Raw genomic sequence first — 12209 nt, 5'->3', positions numbered from 1 at the left:
CCGTCGTCGCCTTGGTAGGCCATCACCCCACCAACAAGCTGATAGGCCGCGGGCTCATCCTTCACCGCCGGAGCTTTCAACCCCGTCCCATGCGGAACAGAGTGTTATCCGGTATTAGACCCCGTTTCCAGGGCTTGTCCCAGAGTGAAGGGCAGATTGCCCACGTGTTACTCACCCGTTCGCCACTAATCCACCCCGAAGGGCTTCATCGTTCGACTTGCATGTGTTAAGCACGCCGCCAGCGTTCGTCCTGAGCCAGGATCAAACTCTCCGTGAATGTTTTCCCGTAATCGGGACAACACAACACGAGAGCGGAACCATCGGTCGGAATAGGACCGATGATCCACAGCGTCCTCGCTGTGTAAATTGCCTGCCGGATCAGTGATCCCGCAGGACTTTCAAAGGAACCACCAACCTGCCGAAGCAGGCCGGGGTATCAACATATCTGGCGTTGACTTTTGGCACGCTGTTGAGTTCTCAAGGAACGGACGCTTCCTTTGTACTCACCCGCAGAACACTCTCTGGGGCTTTCCTCCGGGCTTTTCCCTTCGGTCTTGCGTTTCCGACTCTATCAGACTCTTTCGTGTCCGATTCCCGGTCGAAGCGGGGCCGCTTTCCAGTTCCACGCTTTCGCGTTTCCCTTTCCAGCGATTCCAACCCTACCAGACTCTTTTCTCACCGTTTCCGGTTCGAATATGAATTCCGGTGGCCGATTGGAGCGGCCTTGCCTTTCGGCTGACTCGACTTTATCAGAAACATTCAGTCGAACTGATCGACTGCGTGATTCGGAATGAGAGAATCAATGGCTCTGCGGAAATGTGTTTCCGGTGAGAGCGAGGAAGACGTTAACTGTTGGGATCGGACCTGTCCAGTCCGACGCAACCGTTAAAATCTACCTCCCCAGGTCGACCGTGTCAACAGTCTCTTGGGGCGAAGAGGAGACTAGCAGGTCAGCAGGGTCGTACGCACATCAGGCGGCGACCGGGAGCTCGGCGCTGCGTTCCGTGGGATCCAGGTCGCCCTGTTCGCCTGCTCGTGTGGCTCGGCCTCCCAGGATGCAGACGTACCCGACGAAGGCCAGCTCGGCTGTGATGCCAAGGGCGATTCTCGCCCAGGTCGGAAGACCGGAGGGGGTGACGAAGCCTTCGATGACGCCCGAGACGAACAGGACCAGGGCGAGGCCGATGGCCATGCCTATCGCCGCTCTGCCCTGTTGGGCGAGGGCCGAGCGGCGGCTCTGCGGGCCCGGGTCGATGACCGTCCAGCCGAGGCGTAGGCCCGTACCCGCTGCGACAAAGACAGCGGTGAGTTCAAGCAGGCCGTGCGGGAGGATCAGCCCCAGGAATGTGTCGAGTCGGCCGGCCGAGGACATCAGACCGATGCCGACCCCGAGGTTGAGCACGTTGACGAAGAGGATCCAGATCACCGGGATACCGAGGAACGCTCCCAGGACCAGGCACATCGCTGCGGCCTGGGCATTGTTCGTCCAAACCTGGGCGGCGAACGACGCGGCCGGGTGGCTGGAGTAGTAGGTCTCGTACTCCCCGCCGGGACTGGTCAGGCGGCGGAGGTCGTCCGGTGCCGCGATGGCCGACTGGACTTCCGGATGCGTGCCGATCCACCAGCCGATGACTGCGGCCAGCAAGGTCGACAGCACAGCCGTAGGTATCCACCAGTGTCTGGATTGGTAGACCGCGGCGGGGAAACCACTGGTCAGGAAGCGAGTGGCGTCGCGCCAGGTGGCTCGGCGAGTGCCTGTCACCGCGGACCGGGCACGGGCCACGAGCTGGGTGAGGCGCGCGGTGAGCATCGGGTCCGGGGTACTGGACTGGAGAAGAGAGAGGTGAGTGGCCGTGCGCTGATAGAGCTCGACGAGTTCATCTGCTTCCGCCCCGGTGAGTCGGCGCCCGCGGCGCAGGAGGTGGTCCAAGCGGTCCCACTCGGTGCGGTGGGCGGTCACGAAGACGTCGAGGTCCATGGTCGGCTGCTGCTCCAGGCATGGGTGCGTACGGGTTCGTACTACGGCGGCGCGCTGCGGGTCAGCTTGGCAGACTGAGGCCCCGACGGGCAGGGAAGACCGGCGAAGGATGGGGTGGCGATGAGTGAGCTCGTGACAGGGGACGCGGTCGTGCTGGGGCTGCGACCGGCGAAACTGCCGAGTCGGGCTCTGGCGCTGGCCATCGATCTTGCCGTGGTGGGGGTGGCGTTCGTCCTTGTCTCTATCGGGCTGGCCTTGGCGACAGCGACGCTGGATGACGCGGCACTCGCGGCGATATCCGTCGCCTCCTTCCTGCTGGTGCTGGTGGGTGGGCCGATCGCGGTGGAGACGCTCAGCCATGGGCGTTCGCTCGGGAAGCTGGCGTGCGGGCTGCGGGTCGTCCGGGACGACGGCGGGCCGATCCGTTTCCGGCATGCTCTGGTGCGCGGGGCCATGGGGATCGTCGAGGTTCTGATGACGCTCGGGGTCGTCGCCTGTATCGCGTCGCTGGTGTCGGTGCGGGGGCGACGGCTCGGTGATGTGTTCGCGGGGACGCTCGTCGTACGTGAGCGGATGCCGGCAGGACGGTCGGCTGCCGTGCCGCCTCCGCCGCCGTGGTTGGTCGGGCGGTTCGCGGGACTGGATCTGTCGGCGGTGCCGGACGATCTCTGGCTGGCGATACGGCAGTACCTGACGCGGATGCATCAGCTCGACGCGCAGGTGGGCTGGTCCATGGCGGAACGGCTGGCCGGGGAGTTGGCGACGCGGACCGGGGTTCCGATGCCCGAGGGGGTGCCGGCCGGGGCGTATCTGGCGGCAGTGGTGAACGAACGGCAGGCGCGGGATGCGCGGCGGGTGCTCGCCGCTGGTCGAGACAGCGCCGCGCACGTGGGGTCTGGGCAGGCCGAGGGTGCGCGCGCCGGTGCGGGCGGGCAGGTGGGGAGCGGGGTACGGGACGGTGGGGCCGTTGCTTCCCCGTCGGTGAAGTCCCTGCCGGTGGAGTCTCTGTCGGCGGTGGAGGTTGCGGGGGCATCCGCTCCCGTGGGGCCGGTGGTGGAGGAGGGCGGGGCGGCGCCCGCAGCGACGGGGTTCGCGCCGCCTGCCTAGGGTTTTTCGTTCGGATCAGGCCGGATCAGCGAGCGAGGTCCGGTGCCGTGGATCGCAAGGCGGAGGAGGGAGGCGGATGGGGTCTCCCCTGCTCGAACGGAGCCGAGAGCTCGGGGAAAGAGCCATGGCGACCGACGACAACGCGCCGAGGCGCGGCGCCGGAGCACGCGAGCCCGGCAGGATCCGAACAGAAGACCCTAGGTCGGTGATGGTGGGGATTCCAGGTCTTCGAGCTCGATGCCGGGCGCCGAGAGGACCACGTCGCCGACGATGTGCACGGTGTGCTGTTCGCCGGTGTCCAGGGCGCTGACCTGGTATTCGTCCACCGTCAGAGGGCCGTTGTCAGTGGCGTGCGCTTCACTGTTCACCAGGGCCCAGGACTGGTCGACGGTACGGGGGGCCAGGACCGGGTCCGTGAAGGCGACCAGGCGGACGCGGGCCACGGGGGAAGCGGAGGTGAGGCGCAACAGCCGTGCGGTCGCGATGAGGAATGCGGGGGATGTGCCGGCGAAGGCGTGCGCGCGCGCATTGCCTTCGGTGGCGTGAGTGCCGGTCGGGTCGGTACGGACCCAGGTGACACCTTCCAGGGCGGCGCCGCGGACCTGCCAGCTCGCGGCGTGGAGTTCGAGGCGGATGGGGCGGCCCAGTTCGTCGAGGGTGAGGTCGACGGAACCGAGGTGGTCGCCGGAAGGGGTGGTGGTCCGGGAGACGTAGCGCCAGCCGGAGGGGCCGGGGGCGCATTGGAAGTGTTCTTCGCCGAGGAGGGAGTGATCGTGGAGATCGTGGAGCGAATATCGGCCGCGGGGCATGGGGTCCTTCGAGGTTCCTCGGGCTGAGCGGGTGCGGTACGGCGCAGGCCCCCGACACGGGGGTGCGGGGGCCTGCGCTGGTAGCTGCTGCTGAGGCTGTTCCGTCTGTCAGCGGCCGGTCGTCACTGACCGGTGGTGACGTGCGCGGTCGCCGACGGGCGGGATCAGTAGCGGTAATGGTCGGGCTTGTACGGGCCTTCGACCTCGACACCGATGTAGGCGGCCTGCTCGGGGCGGAGCGTCGTCAGCTTCACGCCGAGCGCGTCGAGGTGGAGACGGGCGACCTTCTCGTCCAGGTGCTTGGGCAGCACGTAGACATCGGTCGGGTACTCCTCGGGCTTGGTGTACAGCTCGATCTGGGCCAGGGTCTGGTCCGCGAACGAGTTGGACATCACGAACGACGGGTGGCCGGTGGCGTTGCCCAGGTTCAGCAGGCGGCCCTCGGACAGCACGATGAGGACCTTGCCATCGGGGAACGTCCAGGTGTGGACCTGCGGCTTGACCTCGTCCTTGACGATGCCGTCGGTCTTCGCCAGGCCGGCCATGTCGATCTCGTTGTCGAAGTGACCGATGTTTCCGACGATGGCCTGGTGCTTCATCTTGGCCATGTCGGCGGCCATGATGATGTCCTTGTTGCCCGTGGTGGTGACGAAGATGTCGGCCTTGTCGACGACCTCGTCGAGCGTGGTCACCTGGTAGCCGTCCATCGCAGCCTGCAGCGCGCAGATCGGGTCGACCTCGGTGATGATCACGCGGGCGCCCTGGCCGCGCAGCGATTCCGCGCAGCCCTTGCCGACGTCGCCGTAGCCGCAGACGACCGCGGTCTTACCGCCGATGAGGGTGTCGGTGGCGCGGTTGATGCCATCGATCAGGGAGTGGCGGCAGCCGTACTTGTTGTCGAACTTGGACTTGGTGACGGCGTCGTTGACGTTGATCGCCGGGAAGAGGAGGGTGCCGTCGCGGTGCATCTCGTAGAGCCGGTGCACACCGGTCGTGGTCTCTTCGGTGACACCGCGGATCTCGGACGCCAGCTGGGTCCACTTCTGCGGGGACTCGCCGAGGGTGCGGTTCAGCAGGGTGAGGATGTGGCCGTACTCCTCGCTGTCCGCGGTCGACGGGTCCGGGGCCGCACCGGCCTTCTCGAACTCGACGCCCTTGTGGACGAGGAGCGTGGCGTCACCACCGTCGTCGAGGATCATGTTCGGGCCGCCCGTGGGGGTGTTCGGCCAGGTCAGAGCCTGCTCCGTGCACCACCAGTACTCTTCGAGCGTCTCGCCCTTCCAGGCGAAGACCGGGACGCCCGCAGGGGCGTCCGGGGTGCCGTTCGGGCCCACCGCGATGGCCGCGGCGGCGTGGTCCTGAGTGGAGAAGATGTTGCAGGAGGCCCAGCGGACCTCGGCGCCGAGGGCCACCAGGGTCTCGATCAGCACGGCCGTCTGCACGGTCATGTGCAGCGAACCGGTGACGCGTGCGCCGGCCAGCGGCTGCGCGGCGGCGTACTCCTTGCGGATCGACATCAGGCCGGGCATCTCGTGCTCGGCGAGGGTGATCTCCTTGCGACCGAACGCCGCGAGGGAGAGGTCGGCGACCTTGAAGTCCTGGCGATTGGCGACCGTTGTCATAACGGGCTGCTCCTCGTGATGGGTGTCGAGGTGGGCACGGCTGGCTCTGCGACACCGGACATACCAATGCCCGGGTGCTCGCAGCACAGTCCGTCGGAGGCCCTCTCTCCCTCGGCCGGTCCGCGCGTACGGACCGATCGACCGCCATCAGCAGCGACGTCTGACACTGGCATCGAATCTACACCGATCGGCCCAGTCGCTCCCAGCCCGCCCGGAGGGGCGGGATGAGGAGCCGCATACCGGAGCGGGCGGGAGGGCGGGCCGAAAGGCTGGTGGGGGAGCTGACGGGAGGGGGGTCGGAGGATGTGCGTGGGTGCGTTCAGTGGCCGGAATGCGTCGGGGAGTCCGAGGGCCCGTCGGGATTCGGGGCGGGAGATCCGCCCGGGGCCTTGCCGGGGTTGGTGCCGGCTGCGGCGGCCGCCTCGCTGTAGATGTCCGGTTCCAGGTAGATGACCCGGGCGATCGGGACGGCTGCGCGGATACGGGTCTCGGCGGCGTTGATGGCGTTGGCCACTTCGGCGGCCGTGTCGTCGTGCTGCACCGCGATCTTGGCGGCGACCAGCAGTTCTTCCGGGCCGAGGTGGAGCGTACGCATGTGGATGATGCCGGTGACCGTGTCATCGTCGACGACCGCGGCCTTGATCTTCTCGACCTGGTCGGCTCCGGCGGCCTCGCCGAGCAGCAAGGACTTCGTCTCGGCGGCGAGGACGATCGCGATGGCGATCAGCAGGACGCCGATGCAGAGGGTGCCGATACCGTCCCAGACACCGTTGCCGGTCGCGAGGGCCAGGCCGACGCCCGCGAGGGCGAGCACCAGGCCGATCAGTGCTCCGAAGTCCTCCAGGAGCACGACGGGGAGTTCGGGGGCCTTCGCGCGGCGGATGAACTCCTTCCAGGAGAGCGACCCGCGGGTCTCGTTGGACTCCTTGATGGCCGTACGGAAGGAGAAGCCCTCGGCGATGACCGCGAAGACCAGTACGCCGACCGGCCAGTACCAGGCCTCGATCTCGTGCGGGTGCTTGATCTTCTCGTAGCCCTCGTACACCGCGAACATGCCACCGACCGAGAACAGCACGATGGAGACGAGGAAGGCGTAGATGTAGCGCTCGCGGCCGTAGCCGAAGGGGTGCTGGGGGGTCGCCTCGCGCTGGGCCTTCTTGCCGCCGAGGAGCAGCAGTCCCTGGTTGCCCGAGTCGGCGACCGAGTGGACGCTCTCCGCAAGCATCGACGACGAGCCACTGAACAGGAACGCCACGAATTTGGCCACTGCGATCGCGAGGTTGGCGCCGAGTGCCGCCACGATCGCCTTGGTTCCGCCTGACGCACTCATGGGTGCCTGGTGTCCCTTCTTCGGTGCTGCGGCCCTGGCGCCGCGGTACGGCCGGACATTGTTGCAGCCGTTGGTGCGGACGGTACGTCAGACCACCACTGTCGCGCGGAACAGAGTTCCCGTACCGGACACTTCGACCTTCTCGCCGGAGGGTACGAACACCGAGGCGCCGGGGGTGAGACCGAGCGTGCCCGCCTTCGGGGCGCCCGCGGTGCAGAGCAGGATCTGCGGGGTGTCCCTGGTCAGTTCGACGGGGTCCGCGCCGGGCGACAGGTCGAAGCGCGAGAGCCGGAATTCGTCCACGGGCGTCTCGTACAGCTCCTCGCCGGACGGGGACGCCTCGGGACGCAGGACACCGGGGTCGGTCGCCTCGAAGCGGACGATGCGCAGGAGCTCGGGGACGTCGATGTGTTTGGGCGTGAGTCCGCAGCGCAGCACGTTGTCCGAATTGGCCATGATCTCGACGCCGAGGCCATCCAGGTAGGCGTGCGGGACACCGGCGCCGAGGAAGAGTGCTTCGCCGGGCTGGAGTTCCACATGGTTCAGCAGCATCGCCGCGAGGACACCGGGGTCGCCGGGGAAGTGGTGGGCGATCCGGGCGTACGGGGCGTGGGCACCGCCGAGGCGTTCGGCGGCGGCGGCTGCCCGGTTCACCGTTTCGGCCATTTCCGTCGGGTCGGCGCTGAGGATCGCGGTGAGGACCTCGCGCAGGGCCGCCTCTTCGGGGTGGGCGCCGAGGAGGTCGACGTAGGGCTTGAGGGAGTCGACGCCGAGTGCCGCCATCGCCTCGGCCGCCTCGGTGGGCCTGCGGAAGCCGCACAGACCGGCGAAGGGGGTGAGCGCGCAGATCAGCTCGGGCTTGTGGTTGGCGTCCTTGTACGTGCGGTGGGATGCGTCGATCGGGACGGACCGGCGCTCCTCGTCCTCGTAACCTCGCCCGGCCTGTGCGAGGTCGGGGTGGACCTGGAGGGAGAGGGGGGCACCGGCGGCGAGCAGTTTGAGGAGGAAGGGCAGGCGGGGGCCGAATTTCTCGACGGCGGCCCGGCCCAGTTCGCGCTCGGGGTCTGCGGCGATGACCTCGGTGAGGGCCTGTTCGTGGCCGGCCTCTCCGGTGCCGGTTGTGCGGGTGAGGCGGGAGGGGGCTCCGGGGTGGGCGCCCATCCACATCTCGGCCTGGGGTTCCCCGGTGGGGGCGATGCCGAGCAGCTCGGGGATGGCGGTGGTGGAGCCCCAGGCGTAAGGGCGCACGGTGTTGGAGAGCCGGTCCATGGGTTCGTCCTTGTGAGATGCGTGGATCGGGGTGGTGGTGCAGGCGGGCTTGGTGCAAGGGGTGTGGTCTGTGGTGCGGGACCGGCTCGGGTGTTCAGGCGCGGGCTGCCGACGCGAGTGCCAGGTAGACGGCGGCGAAGTCGGTGACCGCGAGGAGTTCGGCCAGGGCTTCGAGCTCGGTGCCCTCGTCCGGTTCGAGTTCGCTGATCGCCGTGTCGTGGCCGAGGGCCAGTTCGCGGGCGGCTGGGCCGGCGCTCAGGCCGCCGGTGGGGCGGTCGCGGAGCAGTACGACGCGGGCGTGCAGCGCCTCCGGCTCCTCGACCCGGTCGCGGAAGAAGTCGTCGGGGTCGGCACCGGCTGCGAAGGTGCCCGCCAGCAGCGCGCCGTGGGCGGGAAGCGCCTCGGGGAGTTCGGCGGCAAGGGCCGGGCGGCCGGACAACTCGGCCAGGACCGCGGCGAATCTGCGGCCGACCGGGGCCGCCGCGTCGCCCTCCGTCCAGATGAGGGGCAGGCTGTCGGCGAGTTCGGCGGCGAGGGTCTTGGCCGGGTTGCTGTACGTGGCGATGGCCGGACCACAGAGTTCCGCGGTGCGGTCCAGGCGGTCGGCGACACTCTGCAGTGCCTCGGCGGACGCGGTGACCAGGCCCACCCGGTCGAGCAGCGCGAGCAGCGGGGTGAACAGGGCCCAGAGCGTGCCGGGTCCCGCCGCGGACGTCTCGGCGTCGTACTCGCCGTGCGGGGCGGTGGCCATCGGTACGACGAGTCCGTGCGCCCCGTCGATCGCCTCGCGCAATGGTGACTGACGGGGGGTGACGGCGACGACGCTGCAGCCGCGGCGGTACGCCTGTTCGGCGAGGAGGGAGAGGCCGGGCTCGGAACCGTCGGCCGTGACGATCAACAACAGGTCCACGGAACCGGCCCAGCCGGGAAGCGTCCAGCGCAGCGCGCCCGCGGCGGGTGCGACCCCGGTGGGGTGGATGCGGGTGACGGGCGCGGAGGCTCCCGCCAGGGCGGTGATCAGGTCGGCCACGCCGGACGCGGCGGTGCCGGAGCCCGCGATGAGTACGGCGCGGGGGCGGCCTTCCGGGTTCAGCGCGGCGATCCCGGCCTCCGCCGCGTGCCGGGCGGCGGTGCGGACCCGGGCCCCGGCCTCGGCGGCGCCGCGGAGCAGGTCGCGGCGGTCGGCTCGGGCCAGGGCTTCCGGGGCGTCGAGCAGCGACTCGTCGAGCATGGGGACGGTCCTCCGATCACATGCTGATCACCGTGCGGGTTCGGGCACGGATGCCGTTACGCGGGGCGGCGGGCCTCGTCGACGAGGAGGACGGGGATGCCGTCCCGTACCGGGTAGGCCAGACCGCAGTCCTTGCCGGTGCAGATCAGCTCGGGGCTGTCGGCTGCCGACCGGTCGTCGAGCGGAGAGTGACAGGCCGGGCAGGCGAGGATCTCCAGAAGGCCGGCTTCGAGCGGCATGGGGTGAGTCCCTTCAAGCATTCGAACAAGCGGTTCGGGTTCACACGGATCAAGCGACGTCAGCCTACCGCCGGGGTACGGGGGCCGCGGGCCGGGGCGAGGCGGCGTCGCCGGGAGCGTGGGGGCTCGGTGCGGCTTGGCCGGGTGGGGCGGCGATCTGCGGGCGGGGAGGTGTCCGCTCGGCGTCTCGGCGTCCGACGCAGGGGGCTCCGGGCGCTCGGGACGCGCCGGTGTGGCGTCGACCGGTTGTCGGGGTAGCGGGGGCGTGAGGAAGTGCGGCGGAGCGTGAGGAAGTGCGGCGGGGGCGTGAGGAGGTGGGCGAGGCCTCGTCGACGGATCCGGGAAGGTGGGCTCTGCGGCAGGCCTCTTCCCCCGCCCCCGCCTTCCCGGAACCGGCACTCCGCCCGGACCCCTCTGAAACGCCGAACGGGCTGGTAATGCCCGGGTGGACCGGCATGGCCCCGGTGGGGCCGCAGGGCAGGCCGATCTGTGCCGCCCAGCAGGTCGGAATCGCTCGACCGGGCCGAATGCCCGGCCTCTCGGACTCACCGGACAGGGCCCGTCCCCGTCCGGCCGGTCTCCTCCTACACAGCCCGCCCACGTCCAGCCCGGTCCCCTCCTACACAGCCCGCCCACGTCCAGCCCGGTCCCCTCCTACACAGCCCGTGCCCGGACCAGTGCCAGAACCTCGTCCCGGATCGCCGTCATCGTCCGCTCGTCGCGGGCCTCGACGTTCAGGCGCAGCAGGGGTTCCGTGTTGGAGGCGCGCAGGTTGAACCACCAGTCCGGGCCCGTGACCGTCAGGCCGTCCAGGTCGTCGGTCGTCACGCCGTCGCGGGGTGCGAAGGATTCGCGCACCGCCGCCGTGCGGCCCGGCTGGTCGGCGACCGTGGAGTTGATCTCGCCGGAACCGGTGTAACGGTCGTACTGGGCGACCAGTTCCGAAAGGGTGCCCGGCTGGCCCCCGAGCGCGGCCAGGACGTGGAGCGCGGCGAGCATGCCCGTATCGGCGTTCCAGAAGTCGCGGAAGTAGTAGTGCGCGGAGTGCTCGCCGCCGAAGATCGCGCCGTGCTCGGCCATCTCCGCCTTGATGAAGGAGTGGCCCACGCGGGTGCGGACCGGCGTTCCGCCGTTCTCGCGGACGACCTCGGGGACGGAGAGCGAGGTGATCAGGTTGTGGATGACGATGCCCCTACCGCCGTTGCGGGCGAGTTCGCGGGCCGCTACCAGGGCCGTGATCGCGGACGGGGAGACGCCCGCGCCCCGCTCGTCGACGACGAAGCAGCGGTCGGCGTCGCCGTCGAAGGCGAGGCCCAGGTCCGCCCCCTCGGCCACGACCCGGGCCTGGAGGTCGACGAGGTTCTTCGGGTCGAGGGGGTTGGCCTCATGGTTGGGGAACGTGCCGTCGAGCTCGAAGTACATCGGTACGAGGTCCACGGGAAGGTTCGCGAAGACGGTGGGGACGGTGTGGCCGCCCATGCCGTTGCCCGCGTCGACGACCACCTTCAGCGGGCGGATCGATGCGAGGTCGACCAGGGACAGCAGGTGCGCGGCGTAGTCGGGGAGTGTCTCGCGCTCGGTGAGGGTGCCCGGGGTGACGGCGGGCTGCGGCACGCCGGCCTCGGACCACTTCTCGACCAGGGCGCGGATCTCGGCGAGCCCGGTGTCCTGGCCCACGGGTGCGGCGCCGGCCCGGCAGAGCTTGATGCCGTTGTACCGCGCCGGGTTGTGTGAAGCGGTGAACATGGCGCCGGGGAGGCCGAGGCTGCCCGAGGCGAAGTACAGCTGGTCGGTCGAGCAGAGGCCGATCATGGTGACGTCCGCGCCGCGCCCCGCCGCGCCGCGCGCGAAGGCTGCCGCGAGGCCGGGCGACGAGGGCCGCATGTCGTGGCCGATCACGATCGCGTCAGCGTCCGTCACCTCGACGAACGCGGCCCCGAAGTGCTCGGCCAGTGACTCGTCCCACTGGTCGGGCACCACCCCGCGCACGTCGTACGCCTTCACGATCTGCGACAGATCAGCAGTCACGGGCCGGTCCTCCTGATATTTCTTCGGACCGCCCAAACTACCCGGCGGCCGATCGGGGGGCCTCGGGGCCTTGTGGCTGAGCGACCGTGCGGTGGCCTCGCCGCGCTCCTGGCGACCGGGGCCGGCGGTTGCCGCTCCCCCGGAGACCTGGGGTCCTTCGTTCGGGAAGCACGCCGTTGCCGCTCCGTCCCGTTCGGCGGCAGAGCAGGAGCCGGGTCGCTCAGGGCAGCACCGTCGTGCTCTGTGCCAGGACGATCAAGCACATCACAAGCAGCAGTCCCAGGCTCCACGGCAGCACCTTGCGCAGCAGGTGCCCCTCGCGTCCGGCCAGGCCGACCGACGCGCACGCGATCGTCAGGTTCTGCGGGGAGATCATCTTGCCGAGCACCCCGCCGGAGCTGTTCGCCGCGGCGAGCGGTTCCGGCGGTAGGCCCGATTCGCCTGCCGCCGAAACCTGGAGCGCGCCGAAGAGGGCGTTCGCGGAGGTGTCGGAGCCGGAGACCGCGACGCCGAACCAGCCGAGCACCGGGGAGAGTAACGGCCTCGCCCACGATTGGCAGTGGGAGAAGGAGCGGCGTCCGGGGCCTTCGAATCCA

General features: G+C 69.5%; 9 protein-coding genes, 1 rRNA gene and 1 pseudogene. 1 reads left to right on the top strand and 10 read right to left on the bottom strand.

What is annotated here, in order from left to right:
• Together ACZ68L_RS04070 and ACZ68L_RS04065 are read right to left on the bottom strand one after the other, a co-directional pair.
• A 16S ribosomal RNA gene (locus ACZ68L_RS04070) occupies positions 1–277 on the bottom strand; the annotation flags it as partial.
• A gap of 693 nt (positions 278–970) precedes the next feature.
• Positions 971–1978, bottom strand: coding sequence for a stage II sporulation protein M (locus tag ACZ68L_RS04065; RefSeq protein ID WP_469573978.1), 1008 nt, complete (start codon positions 1976–1978; stop codon positions 971–973).
• Between the two features lie 120 nt (positions 1979–2098).
• On the opposite strand from ACZ68L_RS04065, the gene ACZ68L_RS04060 reads away from it, so the two are divergent.
• Positions 2099–3085, top strand: a complete 987-nt coding sequence (locus tag ACZ68L_RS04060; RefSeq protein ID WP_469573977.1) for an RDD family protein — start codon at positions 2099–2101, stop codon at positions 3083–3085.
• Positions 3086–3282: 197 nt separating this feature from the next.
• Here ACZ68L_RS04060 and ACZ68L_RS04055 read toward each other — a convergent pair whose 3' ends face one another.
• The 8 genes and pseudogenes from ACZ68L_RS04055 to ACZ68L_RS04020 form a co-directional block, all read right to left on the bottom strand.
• Positions 3283–3894: a hypothetical protein gene (locus tag ACZ68L_RS04055; protein WP_469573975.1), complete on the bottom strand. Its 612-nt coding sequence runs from the start codon at positions 3892–3894 to the stop codon at positions 3283–3285.
• Between the two features lie 164 nt (positions 3895–4058).
• Positions 4059–5516, bottom strand: a complete 1458-nt coding sequence (gene ahcY / locus ACZ68L_RS04050) for an adenosylhomocysteinase (RefSeq protein WP_469573974.1) — start codon at positions 5514–5516, stop codon at positions 4059–4061.
• Positions 5517–5835: 319 nt separating this feature from the next.
• A complete protein-coding gene (locus ACZ68L_RS04045; protein ID WP_469573972.1) occupies positions 5836–6846 on the bottom strand; it encodes a cation diffusion facilitator family transporter in 1011 nt (336 codons plus the stop codon).
• 87 nt (positions 6847–6933) lie between these two features.
• Positions 6934–8115: a mannose-6-phosphate isomerase, class I gene (gene manA / locus ACZ68L_RS04040; RefSeq protein WP_469573970.1), complete on the bottom strand. Its 1182-nt coding sequence runs from the start codon at positions 8113–8115 to the stop codon at positions 6934–6936.
• A gap of 94 nt (positions 8116–8209) precedes the next feature.
• Entirely contained in the window at positions 8210–9346 is a 1137-nt protein-coding gene (locus ACZ68L_RS04035; RefSeq protein ID WP_469573968.1) for an SIS domain-containing protein, read from the bottom strand.
• A 56-nt stretch (positions 9347–9402) separates the two neighbouring features.
• Positions 9403–9585, bottom strand: coding sequence for a Trm112 family protein (locus ACZ68L_RS04030; RefSeq protein ID WP_328894320.1), 183 nt, complete (start codon positions 9583–9585; stop codon positions 9403–9405).
• A 654-nt stretch (positions 9586–10239) separates the two neighbouring features.
• Complete coding sequence (locus tag ACZ68L_RS04025; protein WP_469573967.1) at positions 10240–11613, bottom strand: phosphomannomutase/phosphoglucomutase; 1374 nt, start codon at positions 11611–11613, stop codon at positions 10240–10242.
• Positions 11614–11833: 220 nt separating this feature from the next.
• Positions 11834–12148, bottom strand: a pseudogene (locus ACZ68L_RS04020) (L-lactate permease); the annotation flags it as partial.
• Positions 12149–12209 lie beyond the last annotated feature (61 nt).

It is taken from the genome of Streptomyces sp. NPDC104309 (assembly GCF_055584025.1).
This window is presented reverse-complemented; position numbering and strand designations above follow the sequence as displayed.

Coding starts and splice junctions, on each gene's coding strand:
- ACZ68L_RS04060 (WP_469573977.1), top strand. CDS start 2,099: ATGAGTGAGCTCGTGACAGGGGACGCGGTCGTGCTGGGGCTGCGACCG.
- ACZ68L_RS04030 (WP_328894320.1), bottom strand. CDS start 9,585: ATGCCGCTCGAAGCCGGCCTTCTGGAGATCCTCGCCTGCCCGGCCTGT.
- ACZ68L_RS04035 (WP_469573968.1), bottom strand. CDS start 9,346: ATGCTCGACGAGTCGCTGCTCGACGCCCCGGAAGCCCTGGCCCGAGCC.
- ahcY (WP_469573974.1), bottom strand. CDS start 5,516: ATGACAACGGTCGCCAATCGCCAGGACTTCAAGGTCGCCGACCTCTCC.
- ACZ68L_RS04065 (WP_469573978.1), bottom strand. CDS start 1,978: ATGGACCTCGACGTCTTCGTGACCGCCCACCGCACCGAGTGGGACCGC.
- ACZ68L_RS04055 (WP_469573975.1), bottom strand. CDS start 3,894: ATGCCCCGCGGCCGATATTCGCTCCACGATCTCCACGATCACTCCCTC.
- manA (WP_469573970.1), bottom strand. CDS start 8,115: ATGGACCGGCTCTCCAACACCGTGCGCCCTTACGCCTGGGGCTCCACC.
- ACZ68L_RS04045 (WP_469573972.1), bottom strand. CDS start 6,846: ATGAGTGCGTCAGGCGGAACCAAGGCGATCGTGGCGGCACTCGGCGCC.